This is a genomic window from Hamadaea sp. NPDC050747 (genome assembly GCF_040654195.1).
Taxonomy (GTDB): domain Bacteria; phylum Actinomycetota; class Actinomycetes; order Mycobacteriales; family Micromonosporaceae; genus Hamadaea.
Map to the genome: position 1 here is coordinate 1 of NZ_JBFAHM010000024.1, position 18,724 is coordinate 18,724.

The following is an 18,724-nucleotide window of genomic DNA, read 5'->3' on the forward strand; positions in this document are numbered from 1 at the left end:
ACCAACGACGTCTACGTCGCCCTGTCCACCGGAACCACCTTCACCGCCAGCACAAAATGGCACGACTTCTTCGGCCTCACCGGCGAAACCACCCTCTGATCTCCTCGGCCGGAGCCGCGACCAGCGGCTCCGGCCCGCAGGCCAAGGCTGATCTCCTCATTCCGCCGTCGCGGAGGTGGCTGCATGCTGCGCCGTCACTCGCCATCCGTAGCGCCGCATGCCCGGATAGCGTATTGGCGGTACAGTGCAGACGGTGCGGATTGAGGAGCACCTGACCACCATCCCCGATGCCACCGACGTGGTGCTCGATCTGTCGAACGTGGTCCGCCGGACGGGATTGTGCAGCGATCGGAAGGCCGATCTGGCGCGCCTGCCCGCACTGATCGAGGGTCTGCGAACGTTTCTCGGCGACGCCACGGTCAAGGTGCACGCGGTGACCGATTGGTCGCTGTGGCGCAATCGTGATCTGCTCAGCGAGCCCGAACGCGCCACGCTCCTGCGCTGGATCAAGTCGGGGCGCATCGAGGCACGCGACGGCGCCGACGACCGGGTGCTGGAGATCGCCGACGTGACCGGGGCGAAAGTCGTCAGCCACGACAACTACAAGGACAAGCATCGGATCTTTCCCTGGATCCCGGGCAACACCGACCGTTTCCTCGGCATGCAGCCCGACGGCGCGGGCATCAGGGTCATCGCGCGCGAGATCCCGGTCTTCCCGGAACATCAGCTGTCCAGCGCGGAGGAGCACGACCTGCTGCGGGCGGCCGGTCTGTACGACAGGGAACGCCGCCTGCGCCGGGAACCGCTGACGCGGGCGTGGCGATGTCCTGAGCCGGAGTGCCCGCTCTTCGGCGCCGAACGCACCCACGACCAGCCACTACCCGCATACCGCAGCGGGAAGGTGTGCTGCCCCACCCACCGTCGCACGATGGTCGAGCTGGGCCCGCTCATCCGCCCGATCCAGGTGAAGGTCTCAGTGAGCGGCAAGGTCGTCCAGCGCCTTCTCGTGAGCCCTGACAAGTCGTTGATCGTCGGCCGGCCGCTGCTGGCCGGACACGTGCCGCCGGGCCTGCTGAACGAGATCAGCCGCCGCCACGCGGAGGTCGCCTGGGACGGGGTGACGTTGACGGTGATGGATCTGCAGAGCAGCAACGGTGTACGCGTCAAGGGCCGGAAGCTGACTCCCGGCGTATCCGAGCGGTGGAACCCACGGGACGCGGTCGCCCTGCACGACAAGGTGAAGCTGGTGGTGAGCGGGAGGCATTATGTCTTCGACGAGTCGCCCGAGCCGCGTCCGGCGCCGGTGCCAGGGCCGCCGCTGGACGCACAGACCAGAGTTGTGCGAGTACGCCGATGAAAGGCACCTGTCTGGACGACCGCTATCTGCTCGGGGAGTCTCTTGGCGCGGGCGGGCACGGTCAGGTCTTCCTGGCCCGGGACACGAAACTCGGCCGCGACGTGGCGATCAAGATGCTCAAGGAGGAGCCGCATCCGGCGTCCCTAGCCCGGCTGCGGCGCGAGGCTGCGGTCCTGGCCGACATCCAGCACCCCAACGTGGTGTTCATCCTGGACGTCGGGGCCGACTACGTCGTCATGCAGCGACTGAGTGGGCCGAGCCTGGCCCAGCTCGCGTACGACCGCCGACCGTTCCCGTTCGACGAGGCGGCCCGGCACGGCGTTGCGATCGCTGGTGCGCTCACCGTGCTGCACACGCGGCCGGACCCGATCGTGCATCGCGACATCAAACCCGGCAACCTCGTCCTCGACGGGGACGTGATCAAGCTCTGCGACTTCGGCCTGGCCCGCAAGCCGCTCGGCGGGCTGACTCCGGTCACCCAGACCGGGCACGTCCTGGGCACGCCCGGGTACATGTCACCGGAGCAGCTCGACGATCTGGATCCGGCGCCGCCGGCTGACGTCTATGCGCTGGGCGCGACGCTTTACAACGTCCTGTGCGGCAAGCCGCCGTTCGGCCTGGAGGACGGTCTCAACGCCTACCTCCAGCGGGTCACCGCCGAGGAACCACCGTCGCTGCTCGATCGCCGGCCCGATGTGCCCCGAGACCTGGCGAACCTGATCCACCGGATGCTCGCGATCGACCCGGCCGACCGGCCCGACTCCGCTCAGGTCCGCGACGCGCTGGCAGACCTTGGTGGGGCCGGTGCGGCGGCGGAGGCGGTCACGGCCCGGCTCACCGAGCAGTTCGCCCAGGTTCAGGCCCTGTTCGCCGAGGGCAAGGAGGCCCGCGCGGCGTTCGCGCTGGTCCGGTTGCTCGGGCGGGCTCAGGCCGCGTTGGGTTCCGAGCATCAGCTGGTACGCCGGATGAACGCCTACGCCGATCTCAGGCGAACTCGGTAGTCGCCCAGACCGTCGCAGTCGCGGTGTCCCCGTAGGTGAAGCCGCCGGTGATCTTGGTAATGGTGGCGATGCCGAGCAGACCCCTGTCCGTCTTGAAGCACAGGGTCGAGCCCTTGCGGACCTGGACACGGTCGGTTCCGACGGTGGAGATCAGGTCGTTGCACGTGCGTGGACTCGCCGGGGTGCCGTCCGGCAGGATCGCCACGCTCGTGTAGTTCCCGCTGCTGATGCCGTCGATGGTGGACTCGGTCGCGTTGGTCAGCCCGAGAACAAGATCGATCGTGCCGCCATTGGGATCCACCACGGGTGGCACGACGTCCAGGTCGACGCCTTCTCTGTTGATCCGGATGGTGCCGGTCCATTGCACAGTGTCCGTCGCCGGCGAGGGCGACGCTGACGGCGAGGACGACGGCTGCCCGGACGTGGCCGCGCTGGCAGTGGCCTGCGAGGCCGGTGTCGGCGAGGGGGTAGCCGTCACGCCGGTTCCGGTGCCGGATGTCTGCTGGGCCGCCGAGCCCGAACCTAGCTTCACGCCGACGAGCAACGCGGCGGCGAGCGCCACCACCACTCCCCCGGCGATCAGCCACCGCCACGAACCGTTGCGTTGTCTGGACAACCCCACAGTCGTGCCCGCCGACGGCGCGGGCTGAGCCGCGATATGCGCCAGCTCGGCCGCACGCGCGGCGATGTCCATCGTGATCGTAGGCGGCAGCCAGCCTTCCGCCGGCCGTGGCGTGCCGCCGCAGGCGGTGACGATCTCGTGCGTACCCGGCCGATCGAGGGGATTCACCGAAAGACATCGCTGGACCAGGTCGCGGAGCTCGGGCGGGCAGCCGGCCAAGTCTGCCTCGCCCCTGGTGACCCGCAGCAACTGGCTGGCGAACGTCCCGTCCCCGTACGCTGATCGCCCGGTCGCGGCGAAGAACGCGATCCCGCCCAGGGCGAACACGTCGGAGGCGGGTAATGCGGGCTGCCCGAGTGCCACCTCGGGCGCCATGAAGCCGGGCGTGCCGAGCGGCGTACGCGAGACGACCGACTGGGTGACGTCGGTTGCCCGGGCGATGCCGAAGTCGATGACCTTCGGTCCGTCGGCGGTGAGGATGACGTTGCCCGGCGAGAGGTCGCGGTGGACGACGTCGCAGGCGTGGATCGTCTGCAGGGCGGTGGCGACCGCGGCCACCAGCGATCGCACGGTGGACAGGGGCAACGGTCCATGGGAACGCACGGCGTCGAGCAGCGTCGGGCCGGTTACGTACGCCGTCGCCAGCCACGGCACCGGTGCGTCCGGCCCCGCTTCAAGCACCGGCGCGGTGAATCTGCCGGAGACGTCCTGGGCCGCCCTGATCTCCTGGGCGAACCGGGCGCGGAAGGCCGGATCGTCGGCGTACTCACGGCGGACCACCTTGATCGCCAGCGGCCGCCCGCCCGGGGCGAAGCTGAGATAGACCTCGCCCATGCCGCCGACCCCGAGCCGGGCCCGCAGTCGGTAGCCGCCGATCTCCGCCGGGTCGCGATCGCTCAAAGTGGACACCACGCGCAGCAGTTTAGAGCACGGTCGCCTGGTGGCAGTGTTCGCAGGGATGGGCCGGTTGACCGGCTGGATGGTGTGGGAGATTCGTTCCTGAAGGCGCCCACTGTGAGATGCGCTATCCCATACCAGACATTGCTCTTATAACCGACCTAGCGGCCAACGCTCCATCCGCACGATTGTTAGCGTTGACGGCTGAGCGTTACCAGGGGAAAGGTAGGGGATTGGTGAGGTTCGCGGAGCACGTGGGTTCGCTGGCGGCGCCGGCGGTCACGGTGCCGGCGACGATGACCGCTCGGCAGCTGGCCTCTGTCTTTCGGCTGCGAGCCGAGGCCTCGGCTGCGGTCGTGCGCGACGGCGATCGCTTCGGGATCGTCCCCCGCGCGCATCTCAGTGAGGCATATTCCGACGTTGAGCCTGTCGGGGACGCCGCCGCGTGGGACGTCCTGCGCGTGGCTTGGGACACCAGCCTGGCGACGACGGCCCAGCTGGTGCTGGCCGACCCCGCCGCCGACCGACATGACGATCTGCTCGTCGAGCTGCCCGATGGTGAGATCGGAATACTGCCGATCAGCAAGCTGTTCGGCGAGCTCGCTGAGCGCGCCGCTCGCCCCGGTAGGTCTGGTCGCCTGGACGACGCGAGCTTTCACGAAGCCGCCGACATCACGATCGACACCGGGCAGCTGCGCGTCTATTACCAGCCGATCATGAGCACGCGCGACGGTTCGATCGTGTCAGCGGAGGCGTTGGTGCGCTGGGAGCATCCGACTCAGGGTTTGCTGACGCCGGACCGGTTCATGCCCGCGTTCGCTCGCGAAGGCAGTCTTCCGACGCTCGATCGGTGGGTTCTCGGCCAGGCGTGCCAGGACCTCGCCGCGCTACGCACCAAACTCGGCGCGCAGGCGCCGCAGTGGATCAACGTCAACCTCTCCCGCGCGTCCCTACGCACCGACTTCGACGCCATGATCGGCGATACGCTCGCCGCCACCGGCCTCGCACCGGACCGGCTGCGCATGGAACTGCCCGAGGACGCCGATCTCCCGGCGTTGGTCGAGGTGGCCAACCGGCTGACGCGGCTCGGAGCCGACGGAGTCCGGTTCACCCTGGACGACATGGGCACCGGCGCCACGAACCTGCGGTACATGTCGACATTGCCCATCCACGGCCTCAAGATCGACCGCATGTTCGTCGCCGGGATGGCCGACAGTCACCGGGATCGCACGATCGTCGAGTTGCTGGCCGATCTGGGTCAGCGCCTCGATATCCGGGTGACCGCCGAAGGCGTCGAACACCCCCGGCAGCTGGCGATGCTCGCCGAACTGGGCGTCGCGTACGTGCAGGGGTATCACATCTCGCAGCCGCTGCCACGCCACGAACTCGCCGAGTTCCTCACGCGTCACCCCGTGCCGCAGCCGGCTTGACACCCGCCACGACACGGTCGTCGGAGACCGTCCAGCTATCAGCTCATCCTGCTGTGACAGCCTTCGCTCGGGCGCTGCGGATCCACCCGTACGCGGTGTGCCGTGGGACGCCGTAGTGGTCGGCGATCACCGCGGCGCTCTCCCCCGCCTGACGGGTCACCTCGGCGAAGTCTTCCGGCATTCTGCGGTACGTCCGGCTGCCCGACTTCGCCGCATCAGCCGCCTTCGTCGCCGCCGTCTTCTTCTTCGCAGCTCGTTTCGCACCTGGAGCTGTGTCGACAACGGTCTTCGCGGCCGTAACCGATGCAGCTGGGCCGGCTGCGGATCCGGTGGCCGCCGACTTCTTCCGGAGGGCCGGGGGAGCGACATCTTCAGAGGTGGATCGACCCTTACGCTTTCGCATGCCACCGCCCGCGTCAGCCCTTCTCGGCTGCGCCTTCCGCGTCTGTGGCGCTACTGAGGTCTGACCAGCCACCGAGCTTGGTGCGACTGCGGCGACCACTGCCGCGACAAGCTGATTCATGTCCAGCACCGGCAACTCGCCGGGCGTCAGACCGCCCGCCGTGCCGGGAATCAGCCGCAGTTCGCGGATCGACGCCGCGGCACCCGCCACATCCAAGCGGATGGTCGTCGTCGGCAGATCAGCATCGTCCGGCGCGATCGTCACGGTGTACGAAGTCATCGAAGAAGCCTTCCCTCGGGTGGCAAGCCTGTGCGCGGCCACAACAGCAGCCCCCGTGGCACACAAGCTAACCCATCACCAATTCACCCGACCCGGCAGGGCGGCTGCCTTGATCGCCACACGCGTCGGCCCGCGCGCTGACCCCGCAGTCGATCACGACTACCAACGACTTCGTCTACAATCCTTGCACCTCAACGGATCCGAACCTGAGCAGCGGCTGGTACAGCCTCACCTTCACCGCCGTCTTCTCCTGCCTTCGGTGGCAGTGAATCAATGCTCGGCGTGGCTCAGGACCAGCGCGGTCATTGCGCGTACCGCTTGTGCTTGCGTGAGCCCTTGACCTACGCACAGGGAGCGCCACGTCCAGAACGACGTGGCATGACCGATGAGCGCGCGGACCAGGCGGCGGTCGGCGGCCGGTCCAGTGAACGGCTGCGCGATCAGATCGGCGAGGGCCTCATCGCGCGTTTCGAGGCCGACGCGAAAGGCAGCGGGCACCGAGGCCTTGTCGCGATAGATGTTGGTGAGCATCGGCTCGCCGTCGGCATAGAAGCGGTAGAGGTCGGCCAGTGCCGTCTGCAATCGTTGCGCCGGGTCCTCGATGGCGGTCCAGATGCCGGGGTTGGGTGGGACACGGCTGGCCAGCCAATGCTCGGAGCAGGCGGCGAACAGGGCCTCGTCGTCAGCGAAGTGGCGGTAGACCGTCAAGCGGGTGACGCCGGCCCGCTCGGCGATGGCCGAGATGCCGCCCGCGGCCGGACCAACGGTGCCGTGGACCTCGACTGCGGCTTCGACGATGCGCTGCCGCGTCTGGTCGACCTGCTCGGCTCGCTTCGTCATCCGGTACCCACGCGATTTCGGAGAACGCGCCTGTTCACTCAACTCTTGACACCTCGACCTGGCACGGAGGATGCTTTCACTAAACACCACTGTATCTCGAAATTCAGAGGACAGGTGATCATCATGACCCAGATGCAAACGCCTCCGCTGACCGTCGTACCGCCCGGTCAAGGTCAGACTGGCGACCTTGGCACCATCGGCGTGGAGTTCAAACTGTGGGGTCGCGACACCGGTGGCCAGATCGCAATCGTGGAGCATCCGTTCCCGGTCGGCGCGCTCGTCCCAGCCCACTTGCACACGCGCGAAGACGAGTTCTCGATCGTCACGGAAGGCGAAATCGGATTCCGGTCCGGCGACAGGGAGGTCGTCCTCGGCCCTGGCGGCTACATCACGAAGCCGCGCAATGAGATCCACACGATGTGGAATGCCGGCAAGGAGCCCGCGCGCATGATCGAGGTCATCACACCGGCCGGGTTCGAGGAGTTCTTTCACGCCATGGCCGACCTCGTCTCGGCCGGGCCACCACCGGTGCCGACGATGATGGAGCTCGCCGAACAGTTCGGCCTCGAGCTGCACCGCCCGGAGTGGATGTCCAGCCTGATCGACCGCTACGACCTGCGCGACCCGTTCGCCTAACCGACATCGCGTCGCGCCCGAGGCACGTTCGCGCGCCATGCCTCGCCGCAACGACCGCGGCGGCGGCGTGGCCACGAAGGAAATTCCTCGTCACGTAGGATCGCCGCGTGTTCCGCGTCGCCGGCCCCAACGACTTCAGAGACGTGTTGAGGCTCTATCAGCAGCTGCAGCCGAGCGATCCCGTCTTGGACGATGGCGCGTATGAGGCGGCGTGGGCCGCCGGCTGTTACAAGGTGACGCCGATGACCGGCTCGAGCAACGCGCAGTTCACGCCTTCTATCGGGCCTGCGGCTTCTCCGGCGACGCCAAGACGGCGTACGTCGCTCGCCCGTAGTGCGTGGCTGAGAAGGTCAGGCGGCACGCAGACGACGACGTCCGGCATCGTCACCGGACGTCGTCTACGCCGAGGCACATGATCAGAATCGGCTCATCGAATACCAGGTGGGGGCGAACACCAGGAGGACCAGCAGGGCGACGATCACCAGCGACAGAACTACTCGGCCACGGGTCAGGGGCGCCGGCGCGATGGGACGCTTGGTCCAGCGGCCGACCGCGACGACGGCGGCCACCGCGCCCAGCACGATGTTGTACGGCAGCAGGTCGAACTCACCGCGTACGACGTGGAAGCCACCGGCGAGGATCATCGTGAGCGTCAGGCCGGCCGCGGCGAGGGGCGTGAGGCTCGGCCGCACGCGGGTCATCGCCGGCAGGAGCACACCGACGCCGCCCAGCACCTCGGCGACGCCGATGAAGACGATCAAAGGCTGCGACACGGCGGCGTACCAGGCGACGGCCTGCGGCGCTGCGGCGTACAGGGCGTCGTCGTAGAGCAGCACCTTGCCGAACCCGCTCCCGGCGAAGAAGACACCCAGCAGCGCCTGGAGCGCCCAGAGCACGCCGTTTCCGGTGATCCGCGTACGCCGCCGCTCAGTGCCGACGGCGAGCACATCCGCGCTGATCTGAGAAGTCATGTCCGATCACTCCTTGAGTCGTGGGCTGGGGTGGCCCGATGTGTTCAAGGATCTCGACAGGGCGGCGGTCCTACATCCGTGACGGATACGGATCCGGTCACGGAACCGGCCACGGAGCCACCCCGCACACGGCCCATAGCGAGACGATGGTCAGGCGGCCTGGTCCTCGTCGTCGACGACCTTGGCGCCCAGGGACATCGCCAGCGCCGTCATCCGGCGCACCGTCGGCTCGTCGGCGTGCCGTACCTCGATCACATCGTCGTCAAAGAAGAACGGCCTCGGCCGGCCCGCTCGCCCGTGTCGGATCCGACGCGGGCGGGCGATGACGGGAAGAACGGGCGGGCTCCGGCCCGCGGCCCATCGTGCGGCGATGAGCGGGGCGGCGGCCAGGATCACGATCCGCGACCGGTGGTCCAGTCAGCGCGGCCTAGCGACCGAGTCGTAGATCTTCTCCAGTTCGGCGGTCTGCCGGACGAGGTCGAAGTGCTCAGTGACGAAAGCGTGGGCAGCTTCACCCATTGTCGCGCACAACCCGGGGTCGGCGAGCAGCCGCCGCAGGTTGGCCGCCAGCGCGACCGGGTCGCCTTCGGGACCGAGGAGGCCGGTTTCCTGGTGCCGCACTGCTTCGGGGATGCCACTGTGCAGAGTGGACACGGTGGGGAGCCCGTGGGAGGCGGCTTCGAGGATGGTCGTCGGCAGGCCTTCGCTGTCGCCGTCGGCCGCGGTCTTCGACGGGGCGACGAAGATCCGTGACTCGGCCATGCTGCGGCGGACGACCTCGGGCGGCTGAGCGCCGAGGAAGGTCGCGTCGAGCCCGAGATCGACCGCACGCTGCCGTAGCGAGTCCTCCAGGGGGCCGCCGCCGATCAGCAGCAGCCGGGGCTTGGTGTCGAGCAGCGACATCGCGGTGAGCAGGTCGTCGGCACCTTTCTTCTCGACGAGCCGGCCGACGAACAACAGGTCCCACCGCTTCTCCGCTGAATCGGTGTGCGGTGCGGGATCGAGCGCGACCCCGGTGTGGTGTACGCGTACCTTCCGTGGATCGGCTCCCAACTCGACCGCCTTGTCGCGGATGAAGCCGGAGACGGCGAGGATCACCGACGCGCGGGCGAACACCGTACGCAGATGCAGGCGGTAGCGGACGCCGCGTGGCCCGGCTTCCCGGGGTAGCCGGGTCACGTCGTACCCGTGGACGGTGACGATCAGCGGGATCCCCGCCTCCGCTGCGGCGCCGCTGATCATCCAGCCGTCTCCGGCGAAGTGCGCGTGCACGAGGTCGGGTTGCAGGCGCCGCAGCGCGGCACGTAGCAGCGCCGAGCGTCCGGTGAGCTTCAGCGCCACCAGCGCGCGGCGACCTACCGACGTCTCCGGGAACACGATCAGATCCGAGTCGGCCGCGACCGGCGAGTCGACCTTCACCGCACCGCCGAAAGTCGGCCGCCAGGAGGTCAGGGCGAGACCCTGCGCGCGGACGAAGGTTTCCGAGGCGGGCAGCATGCTGCTGCGCCAGATGAGGACCGAACCGCTCACACCAACTCTGCCTGAGGACTGGACGTTCTGGACAAGGCCTTGTCGCGGAGCGTACGCCGAAGGCCGGGCGGGATCAGCCAGATCTGCAGGAACGTCACGTAGTCGATGAATCCCGGGCGGCCCCTGCACTGGGCCTCGCGGAGCAGCAGCCAGAACACTTTGGGGCTGCGCGTCTGCGCCGCCATGGAACTGACGACGCTCAGCACGATCGCGGCGTACGCCTTCTTCGTCACCAGCGACTCGTTGCGCCGCAGCCAGTCCAGCGACTGCTGCCATTTCGCCTCGAAGCTGATCCGCGGCCGGTCCTCGTCCTGATGCCAGATCACCAGCGGCTCTTCGACGTAGAGCAGCTCGGTGCCCTCGACGGCCAGCGCCCGCAGGGTCCAGTCCAGCTCCTGCATCCTGGGCACTTTCGGGGCGAACGGAACCTGCCGCAACACCTCGGTCGGCGCCATGATCGTCGAGGTCTGGATGAAGCCCTCACCGTGGAACAGCCCCCGGCGTACGGTGAAGTACTCGCTCCAAGGCTCGCCCGGCTGCCGCAACCGGCGCGGCATGGCGTACTCGGCTCGCGGGGTTCGGTTCAGCAGCCGGCTCGCCACGATCGGGCGGGATGCGCCACTCGCCTCCGCGGCGGCGAGCTGCTTGGCCAGTTTCTCCGGCAACCACTCGTCGTCGTCGTCCAACATGGCCGTCCACGGCGCTCGCGCCTCGCGTACGCCGGTGTTGCGGGCGTTCTGCGCGCCAGCCTTCTCCGGCAGTTCGATCACCCGCACCCGGGGATCGCCGAGCCCGGCCAGCGCTCGGCCGGTCGCCTCGTCCGGGCCGTCGACGACCACGACGACCTCCAGGTCGGCCATCGTCTGGGCCAGGACGCTGCGCACCGCGCGCACCACCAGCTCGGGGCGGCCGAACGTCGGAATGACGGCGCTCACCCGTGGACTGACCTGCATTCGGCCGACGCTAGGGTCCGATCACGTCGCGAAGGTGAACGACAGGCTGCCCCGCGGCGTACGCGGTGCTGCTAAAGCGTGGCAAGCATCAGCGCGCTTCGCACATACTCCCAGGAGGCTTGCGACAGCAGACCCTTCGACGCCTCCGGCGCACCCCGGCCGTCGAGTTTGGCGTACATGCGCGCGACTATCGCCCGGTCGCCGCCGCTCATCTCGGCCATCACGGCGTTCCACCGCCGGACCAGCTCGCGCGCCTCCTCCGCGCTCGGATCGACTCCGGCCGCCGTGAGTTCGGCGGCCCGCTCGTCGAGGGCCGCGATCGACGCCATCCACTCGCCGAATCCGGCCGAGTGCCGCTGCTTCATCCGCGCCAGCTGCTCGTCGCTGAAGTACCGCTCCCGCACGATGACCTCCATGGTGTCCAGCAGCTCCTGTACCGGCAGGTCCGCCTGCCGAAGCGCCGCGTCGAGCGCGACCAGCCGGCGTCGCACGCGCTCCCAGCGGGTCAGCTCGGCTTCCGCGTGCTCCAGCTGCCGGCTCACCGCGTACGCGAGATCGTCGGGCTCGCCGTCCAGCGAGTGGCCGATGTCGGTCAGCGGGATGCCGAGCTGCCGCAGGGCGACGATCCGATACAGCCGGCGTACGTCGGCGGGGGTATAGAGCCGGTGTCCGGCCGACGATCGCTCGGCCGGACACAACAGCCCGATCTCGTCGAAGTGATGCAGGGCCCGCACGGTCAGGCCCGTGGCGGCGGCCAGTTCGCCGACTCGCCACCGACGTTGCTCCATGCCTCGGACGCTATGCCCTGACGCCGCGTCAGGTGCAAGACATCGGCGCGGCCACGTGGGCCGCGCCGACGGGCGTACGAGCGGATGTCAGGCCTTGAGGAAGGCCAGCAGGTCGGCGTTGAACTCGTCCTGGTGCGTCGCGGTCAACCCGTGCGGCGCGCCCTTATAGACCTTCAGCTCGCTGTTCTTGATGAGCTTGGACGACTTGTTCGCCGACGCCACGATCGGCACGATCTGGTCGTCGTCGCCGTGGATGATCAGCGTCGGCACGTCGATCTTCTTGCAGTCCTCGGTCAGGTCGGTCTCGGAGAACGCCTTGATGCAGTCGTATGCGCCCTTGAAGCCGACCGTCATGCCCTGGAGCCAGAAGTGGTCCCGAAGGCCTTGGCTGACCTGGGCGCCGTCGCGGTTCGCACCGTAGAACGGGATGCTCAGGTCGTGCCAGTACTGCGAGCGGTCGCGTTCCACTCCGGCGCGGATTTCGTCGAAGGCGCTGCGCGGCGTCCCTTCGGGGTTCGCGTCGGTTTGGAGCATCAGCGGCGGGATCGCGCCGACGAGGACCGCCTTCGCCACCCGGTCGGTGCCGTGGCGGGCCATGTAGCGGGTGATCTCACCGCCACCGGTCGAGTGCCCGACGAGCACGACGTCGCGCAGGTCGAGGTCGTTGATCACGGTGGCCAGGTCGTCGGCGTACGTGTCGAGGTCGTTGCCTTCCCACGGTTGGCTCGAGCGGCCGTGGCCGCGCCGGTCGTGGGCGACTGCCCGGAAGCCGTTGGAGACGACGTACCACATCTGGTCGTCCCAGGCGTCCGCCGTCAGGGGCCAGCCGTGGCTGAAGACCACCGGCTGCCCGGTCCCCCAATCCTTGTAGAAGATCTTCGTGCCGTCTTGGGTGGTGACCGTTCCGGTACTCATTCGGTTGAGCGTATTCGCAGGTCAGAAGGCATGTGGCGGGTTTGTGAGATCCTCGTCCGGTGGTTGATCTGCTGCTGATGGTCAACGGGCTGCCGGGCTCGGGAAAGTCGACGCTGGCGACCGGACTGGGCGCTGCGCTGGGCGTACAAGTGATCTCGAAGGACGTCGTGAAGGACGGCCTGCAGGCGCTCTTCCCGGCGGTTCCGGCGCGAGCCTTGGGCGCGGCCGCGATGGAGGCGGCCTACACGCTGATCGCGGGCATGGCCGGAACGGTGGTGCTGGAGTCGTGGTGGTTCCGGCCACGCGACCTTGAGTTCGCGCGGGCCGGGCTGCGCGGCGCCGCGGTGGTCGAGCTGTGGTGTGACGTCCCGGTCGAGATCGCCAGGCGGCGGTACGCGAGCCGCGAGCGACCGGCGCACTATGAGGACGACCGGCGTCTGGCGGAGTCGTGGCCCGATTGGGCGCTGCGCGCCGAACCGCTGGCGCTCGGCCCGGTCCTGCGGGTCGACACTTCGTCCGATGTGGACTTCGTGGCGCTGGCGAGCCGGATCGCGTCAGTCCGGCCAGGCCGGTGACCGGCCGAGATGCGCGACGATCCGATCCAGCGGCGCGGCCTGCGGATCGGCGGCCACGGCTCGGCTGAAGAACGTGCCGCGGTTGTCACCATCGGGAATGGACTCGGCGATCGCGAGTGACTCGGCGAGCACGTCGTCGTCCAGCTCGTACGACACGCCCAAGGTACGCGCGACGTCCCAGCCGTGCACGACGGCGTCGATCAGGTGGGCCCGGACGGCGTTGGGTCCCTTGATCGGCTGGCCCGTGGTGAACTCGGGGATCACGAAGTCGCGCTCCAGCACGCCGTCTTCGGCGATCGCCCGCTCGACGTCTGCGGCGGCCTCGGCGTAGCGGTTGATCGCCTCGTCGCCGTGATCCACCGGATGCCAGTCGTCGACCGTGGTGACCGCGCCGCGCGCGGCGCCGGCGAACCCGCGGTCCTGCACCGTCATGTGGGCGAGCAGGTCGGCCAGCGTCCAGCCCGCGCACGGCGTCGGGCGGCCCAGATCGGCCGGGGTCGCCTGCGCGACCGCACCGGCGCAGGCACGCATCGCCCGGCTGTGCAGGTCCTGGAGCTTCTTGATCGCCATGCGCCGAATGCTATCCGGGACATCCGACACGCAACGCCCCAGCGCGGCCGAGACCGGGCTGGGGCGTTGCGCAAACGGAACGGACTATCGGTCGAGTTCCTGGTCGGCGAGGACGAACTGGATCTCGCCGCCGTCGGTCATCGTGGCGTCGATCATCTTCTCGTCCAGCAGGAGCGTGGCATCGGAGTCCAGGAACAGCAGGGCGTCCCCGCTGGACAGGATCTGGTCTCCGTCGGCGGGCGCGGCGACGAGGCTGAGCTGCAGCGTGCCCGCACCCTCTCCGGACGAGATACGCAGCCCGGACCCGTCCGGGATCTGGGGTGCGTCGGTCAGCGCGCGGATGGCGTCCGCGGCGCGCTCGGTTACGGCAAGCATGTGGAGAGCCCTTCTTGTGACGACTCTGGGCAAAGCTCCAACGTGCCCGCATCCGGCCACCTATTCAAGCGTTTCGCCGGGTTTATCCGCCTAGCATCGGGGTAGGCAGCGCGGCTTTCACTTCAAGACGTCGTCCAGGAAGTCGATGCCGGCGTCGATCAGCCCGCCGATGTCGGCGTATCCGACGAAGCAGTGGTCACCGCCCTCGGCGGCCAGGAGGTCGCAGCGTACGCCGACCCCGCGCAGCGCCTCGGCCAGCGCGACCGACTGTGCGAACGGCACGACCTGGTCGTCGGTGCCGTGCACGGCGAGGAACGGCGGCGCGCCCGCGTGCACCCGATGCACCGGGCTGGCCGCCCGGGCGGTCTCGGTCACCGTCTTGAGCGCTCCGCCGAGATACATCGCGACGTTGTCGCCGGGATCGTCGCGGCCCCGCAAGGCGACGAAGTCGGAGACGCCGTACCAGTCGACGACCGCCTGCACTGCGGTGTCCCCGCTGCCCAGCAGCCCGGCGAGCGCGGCGAGCTGACCGCCGGCGGACTCGCCCAGCGTCGCGAACCGGTCCGCGTCCAGCCCGAACCGGCCGGCGTACGCCCGGACCCAGCGGATGGCCGCCTGGACGTCGTCGAGCTGCCCCGGGAAGGAGATCTCGCGGCCGAGCCGGTAGTCGACGTCGGCGACGGCGTAGCCCCGGTCCACCAGGCGCTGGTGGAAGCCGAACGGTGAGATCGAGTCCGGCAGCCAGACCCGGCTGCCGGACATCCACCCGCCCCCATGCACCCAGAACACCACCGGGAAGGGCCCCTCACCCGCCGGAATGTGCAGATCCAGCTGGAGCGGGCGGTACCCAGGCGGGTCGGCGACCACGATGCCCGGGTGCGTCACCGTAGGTCGGGGCATGAACGGCAGAAGATCCATGCCCCCAACCTACGCCCGGCAAGTCTCCCCAGTAGGTGGTGGCGGGCGCGGCGGCACGCACCGCACCGACACGCCCGCCGTGGCGGGGCACGGCCGCCGAGGGGAGTCGAACCGGAGTCTTCACCGAAGGAGCTACGGGGCGTAGAAATCACGTGTCATGCGGCGAACGCTAGCGGGATGATCGCCGGGCCGAGAGTTGTCACGGAGGTCTTATCGCGCGGGATAAGGCTCCGGATGATGCCGCAGCCATCGGGTGTACGCCGTGCTCCGGGCCACCGCGTCGGCGTACGCGGAGCGCGCGTGACCCACGACCTGATCGGCCGCAGCCGAGGCCGCCGACCCCGGTCGCCACCCGATCAGGTGACGCCACCGCAGCCCGTCGGAGCGCAGCGGCACCACCGCGACACCCGGCGAACCCCGGAAGGTCGGCTGGCACAGGGCGACCGCGTCCCCCGTACGCACGAGGTCGATGCAGCCGCCGACGTCGGTCTCGAAGATCGGGCGGGGAGCGAACCCGGCACGGGCGCAGGCGGCCGCGAAACAGTCGGCGAAGCAGCCGTCCCCGGGGGTGGCCGCCCAGAACGCGTCGGCCAGCTGAGCGAGATCGACCTCGTCGGACGCGGCCAGCGGATGGTCTGCCGACAACAGGATGAACACGGGCGCGTCGGCGATCAGCTCCCAGGACAGCCGGGCGCTCAGCTCGGACCGCGCCTCGCCGAGCGCGCCGCCGCACATGCCGACCAGGGCGAAGTCCAGTTTGTCGCCGAGCAGCATCTCCTGGAGTTCTACCGTGGACCACGACGGGTGGGAGGTGATCCGCGCGGCCGGCTGATCGGCGCTGAGCCGGGCGACGAGCCCGCCGATCAGCGGCCCGTTCACCGCCCCGAGCCGGTACGCCGCCGGTTCGGCCGGCTGCGACAGGCTCTCGGCAAGCCGGGTCGCCTCCTCCTCCAGCCCTTGCGCCGCCGGGAGCAGCACCCGGGCGCGAGCCAGCACCAGCTCGCCCAGCTCGGTCGGGCGTACGCCGGTGTGGTCGCGGTCGAACAGCCGGCCGCCGAAGATGCGCTCGATCCGTTGCAGCTGCGTGGTCAACGCGGGCGTGGCCAGCCCCAGCCGGGCCGCGGCCTTGGTGACACTGCCCGCGTCGGCGATTTCGCACACCGCCCGGAGGTGGCGGAGTTCCACCCGCATTGGATGATGCTACGACTCCAGCCACGGCCAGTACCAGGTCGCCGTTCACTATCGTGGGCACGTGGACTTCACGGACTTCGTCGTCATCCTCGCCGGGACGCTGACCGCGCTCACCGGCGGTCTCCTCTTCTGCTTCGCCGTCGCGAACAACCTCGCGCTGAAGCTCGTCGACGACCGCACCTATGTGACGGTCGTGCAGAAGACGAACCTGCGGATCGTGAACCCCGTCTTCCTGCCCGCCTTCCTCGGGCCGGTCCTGCTGCTGCCGCTCGCGACGATCCTGGCCGCCGGGACGGGCGCGTTCGGCTGGCTGCTCGCCGCGTCGATCGCGTACGTCGTGGGGCCGTTCGGCGTCACCGTCAGCCAGAACATCCCGCTGAACAAGCGGCTCGACGCGGTCGACGTGCCGACCGCGTCCGATGAGGAGTTGGCCGCCGCTCGTGGCTGGTTCGAGCAGCCGTGGATCGCCCGCCACACCGCGCGTACGGTGCTGGGCGTGATCGCGATCGTCCTGGTCTTCGTCGCCGCTGTCCGCCTCTAGCGGCCCCGGCTTGGCGCTGGATCAGGGTTCCGGGCCGAATCTTGAGCCAAGATTCGACCGAGAACCCTGATCCAGCGCCCAACGCGGCGAGCCGAGCTACTCGATGACGATCTGGACGGGGATGTTGCCCCGGGTCGCGTTCGAGTACGGGCACACCTGGTGGGCGGCCGCGACGAGTTCCTCGCCCGGTGCACCGGCGAGGTGGTCGGGCAGCTCGACACGCATCACCACGGACAGCGAGAAGCTGCCGTCCTCGTGGTGGTGCAGCCCGACTTCGGCGGTGGCGGCGCTGCCTCCGGCGTCGATCCGGCGGCGCCGGGCGGTCGCCTGGAGCGCGGAGATGAAGCAGGCCGCGTAACCGGCGGCGAACAGTTGCTCCGGGTTGGTGCCGTCGCCGTCGCCGCCGAACTCCTTCTGCAGGGCCAGCTTGACGTCGAGGCGGCCGTCGCTGGTCACCGCGCGGGTGTCCCGGCCGGCGGAGGTGGCGACCGCGGTGTACACGCTCATGAGACGCACCTTTCGGGAGAGGAACCAGACAGACCTGTCTGTTCGATGTTGGGCCGAGAATAGACAGACCTGTCTGGTAAAGTCAAGCCATGACGACCGTCAAGGAGAGCCCCGCCCGCCGGCGCATCCTCGACACCGCGACCGCGCTCTTCTACGGCGAGGGCGTCCACGCCGTCGGCGTCGACCGGATCATCGCCGAGGCGGGCGTGGCGAAAGCGACCTTCTACCACCACTTCCCCGCCAAGGACGACCTCGTCCGGTCCTATCTGGACGAGCAATACGCCCGCCAGCGGGAGTCGTTCGGCGTCGTCCGCGCCCGTGCGCTGACGCCACAGGAGACGATCGCCGAGATCTTCGAATACATGATCAAGTTCGGCACGGATCCGGGCTACCGGGGGTGCCCGTTCATCAACGTCGCGGCCGAGTATCCCGATCCGCGCGATCCCGTCCGCCAGATCGTGGAGCAGCAGCGCGCGTGGACCCGCGCGACCTTCCGCGAGCTGCTGGCCGCGGCCGGCGATCCGGACCCGGACCGGGGGGCGGGCGTCCTGATGCTGCTGCGCGACGGTGTCGCCGTGGGCAGCGATCTCGACGACACCGAAGCGCTGCGAGCCGTCACGCGAGACGCCGTCACGCGCGTACTGAATTAGGCTGACTCGGGTGGACCTGATCACCGTCGAGATCGACGGCGCCGCTCCGACGCCCGCCCAGCTTCAGACGCTGGCGTTGGCACCGTATGGGCACTTCACCGCGATGCAGGTCCGCGACGGTCGCGTGCGGGGTCTCGAGCTGCATCTGGACCGGCTCACCCAGGCCAACGCCGAGATGTTCGACGCCGGGCTCGACGGCGACCATGTCCGGGCGCTCATCCGGCACGCGCTCGGCGACCTCGCCGACGCGTCGGTGCGCGTACTGATCTTCGGTGAACAGCCAGGCGATCCGGTCACCACGGTGGTCACCGTCCGCCCGCCGTTCCACTCCCCCGCGACGACCAGCCTGCTGCCCGTCGACTACTCGCGTACCGTGGCGCATCTCAAGCGCACCAACGACTTCGGGCAGGCGTACTGGGGTCGGCACGCGGCGCGCGCGGGCTTCGGCGACGCACTGCTCGTCACCCCCGGCGGCGCGGTGGCCGAGGCCGGCATCGCCAACGTCGGCTTCTGGGACGGCGCGCGCATCGTCTGGCCGGAGGCCCCCATGCTGCGGGGGATCACGCTCCAGGTGGTCCAGCCCCGGCTCGCGCCTCCCCAGCTGCATCAAGTGATACGCCTGACGCAGTGCACCGATTTCACCAGTGCGTTCGTCACCAACTCGCGTGGTATCTCGGCGGTGACGCGGATCGGCGACCACGAGTACGCCGTGGACGCCGAGCTGATGCGCGAACTGCACCGGGCCTACGAGTCGGCGCCGGCCGATCCGATCTAG

At 69.2% G+C, this 18,724-nt stretch carries 22 protein-coding genes; 8 read left to right on the forward strand and 14 right to left on the reverse strand.

Annotated features, from left to right (window positions below; translation table 11 throughout):
* Positions 1–253 precede the first annotated feature (253 nt).
* Together AB0H43_RS37355 and AB0H43_RS37360 are read left to right on the forward strand one after the other, a co-directional pair.
* A complete protein-coding gene (locus tag AB0H43_RS37355; protein ID WP_360007936.1) occupies positions 254–1,357 on the forward strand; it encodes an FHA domain-containing protein in 1,104 nt (367 codons plus the stop codon).
* On the forward strand, positions 1,354–2,358 hold the full coding sequence (locus AB0H43_RS37360; RefSeq protein ID WP_360007938.1) for a serine/threonine-protein kinase: 1,005 nt from the start codon (positions 1,354–1,356) through the stop codon (positions 2,356–2,358). The genes AB0H43_RS37355 and AB0H43_RS37360 overlap by 4 nt, the downstream gene beginning before the upstream one ends.
* Here AB0H43_RS37360 and AB0H43_RS37365 read toward each other — a convergent pair.
* Positions 2,342–3,892: a serine/threonine-protein kinase gene (locus tag AB0H43_RS37365; RefSeq protein WP_360007940.1), complete on the reverse strand. Its 1,551-nt coding sequence runs from the start codon at positions 3,890–3,892 to the stop codon at positions 2,342–2,344. The two genes, AB0H43_RS37360 and AB0H43_RS37365, sit on opposite strands and share 17 nt — an antisense overlap.
* A 107-nt stretch (positions 3,893–3,999) precedes the next feature.
* On the opposite strand from AB0H43_RS37365, the gene AB0H43_RS37370 reads away from it, so the two are divergent.
* On the forward strand, positions 4,000–5,307 hold the full coding sequence (locus AB0H43_RS37370) for an EAL domain-containing protein (protein ID WP_360007942.1): 1,308 nt from the start codon (positions 4,000–4,002) through the stop codon (positions 5,305–5,307).
* A 43-nt stretch (positions 5,308–5,350) separates the two neighbouring features.
* On the opposite strand, the gene AB0H43_RS37375 is transcribed toward AB0H43_RS37370, so the two are convergent.
* Both AB0H43_RS37375 and AB0H43_RS37380 read right to left on the reverse strand, forming a co-directional pair.
* The gene (locus AB0H43_RS37375) at positions 5,351–5,974 is read right to left on the reverse strand and encodes a hypothetical protein (protein WP_360007944.1); all 624 of its coding nucleotides are present in this window, start codon (positions 5,972–5,974) and stop codon (positions 5,351–5,353) included.
* Between the two features lie 285 nt (positions 5,975–6,259).
* The gene (locus tag AB0H43_RS37380; protein ID WP_360007947.1) at positions 6,260–6,871 is read right to left on the reverse strand and encodes a helix-turn-helix domain-containing protein; all 612 of its coding nucleotides are present in this window, start codon (positions 6,869–6,871) and stop codon (positions 6,260–6,262) included.
* 81 nt (positions 6,872–6,952) lie between these two features.
* On the opposite strand from AB0H43_RS37380, the gene AB0H43_RS37385 reads away from it, so the two are divergent.
* Positions 6,953–7,465 (forward strand): cupin domain-containing protein, encoded by a 513-nt coding sequence (locus AB0H43_RS37385; RefSeq protein ID WP_360008114.1) that lies wholly within the window; start codon positions 6,953–6,955, stop codon positions 7,463–7,465.
* Positions 7,466–7,691: 226 nt separating this feature from the next.
* On the opposite strand, the gene AB0H43_RS37390 is transcribed toward AB0H43_RS37385, so the two are convergent.
* From AB0H43_RS37390 to AB0H43_RS37415, 6 genes are all read right to left on the reverse strand, one after another.
* Positions 7,692–7,853: a hypothetical protein gene (locus AB0H43_RS37390; RefSeq protein WP_360007948.1), complete on the reverse strand. Its 162-nt coding sequence runs from the start codon at positions 7,851–7,853 to the stop codon at positions 7,692–7,694.
* Positions 7,854–7,881: 28 nt separating this feature from the next.
* Positions 7,882–8,436 (reverse strand): DoxX family protein, encoded by a 555-nt coding sequence (locus AB0H43_RS37395; protein ID WP_360007951.1) that lies wholly within the window; start codon positions 8,434–8,436, stop codon positions 7,882–7,884.
* Between the two features lie 417 nt (positions 8,437–8,853).
* Positions 8,854–9,966 carry a glycosyltransferase gene (locus tag AB0H43_RS37400; protein ID WP_360007952.1) on the reverse strand — a complete coding sequence of 371 codons (1,113 nt, stop codon included), beginning with the start codon at positions 9,964–9,966 and terminating at the stop codon, positions 8,854–8,856.
* Complete coding sequence (locus tag AB0H43_RS37405) at positions 9,963–10,919, reverse strand: glycosyltransferase family 2 protein (protein ID WP_360007954.1); 957 nt, start codon at positions 10,917–10,919, stop codon at positions 9,963–9,965. The genes AB0H43_RS37400 and AB0H43_RS37405 overlap by 4 nt, the downstream gene beginning before the upstream one ends.
* A 71-nt stretch (positions 10,920–10,990) precedes the next feature.
* Entirely contained in the window at positions 10,991–11,707 is a 717-nt protein-coding gene (locus AB0H43_RS37410; RefSeq protein WP_360007956.1) for a MerR family transcriptional regulator, read from the reverse strand.
* Positions 11,708–11,794: 87 nt separating this feature from the next.
* On the reverse strand, positions 11,795–12,622 hold the full coding sequence (locus tag AB0H43_RS37415) for an alpha/beta hydrolase (RefSeq protein WP_360007959.1): 828 nt from the start codon (positions 12,620–12,622) through the stop codon (positions 11,795–11,797).
* A gap of 59 nt (positions 12,623–12,681) precedes the next feature.
* Between AB0H43_RS37415 and AB0H43_RS37420 the strand changes: the two genes are divergently transcribed.
* Entirely contained in the window at positions 12,682–13,197 is a 516-nt protein-coding gene (locus tag AB0H43_RS37420) for an AAA family ATPase (protein WP_360007962.1), read from the forward strand.
* Here the strand turns inward: AB0H43_RS37420 and AB0H43_RS37425 are convergent.
* The 4 genes from AB0H43_RS37425 to AB0H43_RS37440 all read right to left on the reverse strand — a co-directional run bounded on the left by AB0H43_RS37425 (position 13,177) and on the right by AB0H43_RS37440 (position 16,251).
* Positions 13,177–13,767, reverse strand: coding sequence for a TIGR03086 family metal-binding protein (locus AB0H43_RS37425; RefSeq protein ID WP_360007965.1), 591 nt, complete (start codon positions 13,765–13,767; stop codon positions 13,177–13,179). The two genes, AB0H43_RS37420 and AB0H43_RS37425, sit on opposite strands and share 21 nt — an antisense overlap.
* An 84-nt stretch (positions 13,768–13,851) precedes the next feature.
* Positions 13,852–14,142, reverse strand: a complete 291-nt coding sequence (locus AB0H43_RS37430; RefSeq protein ID WP_360007967.1) for an adhesin — start codon at positions 14,140–14,142, stop codon at positions 13,852–13,854.
* 117 nt (positions 14,143–14,259) lie between these two features.
* Complete coding sequence (locus AB0H43_RS37435; protein WP_360007970.1) at positions 14,260–15,060, reverse strand: alpha/beta hydrolase; 801 nt, start codon at positions 15,058–15,060, stop codon at positions 14,260–14,262.
* A gap of 210 nt (positions 15,061–15,270) precedes the next feature.
* On the reverse strand, positions 15,271–16,251 hold the full coding sequence (locus AB0H43_RS37440) for a LysR family transcriptional regulator (protein WP_360007973.1): 981 nt from the start codon (positions 16,249–16,251) through the stop codon (positions 15,271–15,273).
* A 61-nt stretch (positions 16,252–16,312) separates the two neighbouring features.
* On the opposite strand from AB0H43_RS37440, the gene AB0H43_RS37445 reads away from it, so the two are divergent.
* On the forward strand, positions 16,313–16,792 hold the full coding sequence (locus AB0H43_RS37445) for an anthrone oxygenase family protein (protein WP_360007976.1): 480 nt from the start codon (positions 16,313–16,315) through the stop codon (positions 16,790–16,792).
* Positions 16,793–16,888: 96 nt separating this feature from the next.
* Here AB0H43_RS37445 and AB0H43_RS37450 read toward each other — a convergent pair whose 3' ends face one another.
* A complete protein-coding gene (locus tag AB0H43_RS37450; protein WP_360007978.1) occupies positions 16,889–17,299 on the reverse strand; it encodes an organic hydroperoxide resistance protein in 411 nt (136 codons plus the stop codon).
* 89 nt (positions 17,300–17,388) lie between these two features.
* Here AB0H43_RS37450 and AB0H43_RS37455 point away from each other — a divergent pair, with 89 nt between their 5' ends.
* Both AB0H43_RS37455 and AB0H43_RS37460 read left to right on the forward strand, forming a co-directional pair.
* On the forward strand, positions 17,389–17,949 hold the full coding sequence (locus tag AB0H43_RS37455; RefSeq protein WP_360007981.1) for a TetR/AcrR family transcriptional regulator: 561 nt from the start codon (positions 17,389–17,391) through the stop codon (positions 17,947–17,949).
* 10 nt (positions 17,950–17,959) lie between these two features.
* Entirely contained in the window at positions 17,960–18,724 is a 765-nt protein-coding gene (locus tag AB0H43_RS37460; RefSeq protein ID WP_360007984.1) for an aminotransferase class IV, read from the forward strand.

What these genes read in the sequence shown, in the direction of transcription:
- AB0H43_RS37415 (WP_360007959.1), bottom strand. Translation starts at nt 12,622, where the DNA reads ATGAGTACCGGAACGGTCACCACCCAAGACGGCACGAAGATCTTCTAC.
- AB0H43_RS37385 (WP_360008114.1), top strand. Translation starts at nt 6,953, where the DNA reads ATGACCCAGATGCAAACGCCTCCGCTGACCGTCGTACCGCCCGGTCAA.
- AB0H43_RS37410 (WP_360007956.1), bottom strand. Translation starts at nt 11,707, where the DNA reads ATGGAGCAACGTCGGTGGCGAGTCGGCGAACTGGCCGCCGCCACGGGC.
- AB0H43_RS37425 (WP_360007965.1), bottom strand. Translation starts at nt 13,767, where the DNA reads ATGGCGATCAAGAAGCTCCAGGACCTGCACAGCCGGGCGATGCGTGCC.
- AB0H43_RS37405 (WP_360007954.1), bottom strand. Translation starts at nt 10,919, where the DNA reads ATGCAGGTCAGTCCACGGGTGAGCGCCGTCATTCCGACGTTCGGCCGC.
- AB0H43_RS37435 (WP_360007970.1), bottom strand. Translation starts at nt 15,060, where the DNA reads ATGGATCTTCTGCCGTTCATGCCCCGACCTACGGTGACGCACCCGGGC.
- AB0H43_RS37450 (WP_360007978.1), bottom strand. Translation starts at nt 17,299, where the DNA reads ATGAGCGTGTACACCGCGGTCGCCACCTCCGCCGGCCGGGACACCCGC.
- AB0H43_RS37440 (WP_360007973.1), bottom strand. Translation starts at nt 16,251, where the DNA reads ATGCGGGTGGAACTCCGCCACCTCCGGGCGGTGTGCGAAATCGCCGAC.
- AB0H43_RS37360 (WP_360007938.1), top strand. Translation starts at nt 1,354, where the DNA reads ATGAAAGGCACCTGTCTGGACGACCGCTATCTGCTCGGGGAGTCTCTT.
- AB0H43_RS37455 (WP_360007981.1), top strand. Translation starts at nt 17,389, where the DNA reads ATGACGACCGTCAAGGAGAGCCCCGCCCGCCGGCGCATCCTCGACACC.
- AB0H43_RS37430 (WP_360007967.1), bottom strand. Translation starts at nt 14,142, where the DNA reads ATGCTTGCCGTAACCGAGCGCGCCGCGGACGCCATCCGCGCGCTGACC.
- AB0H43_RS37395 (WP_360007951.1), bottom strand. Translation starts at nt 8,436, where the DNA reads ATGACTTCTCAGATCAGCGCGGATGTGCTCGCCGTCGGCACTGAGCGG.
- AB0H43_RS37370 (WP_360007942.1), top strand. Translation starts at nt 4,000, where the DNA reads ATGCGCTATCCCATACCAGACATTGCTCTTATAACCGACCTAGCGGCC.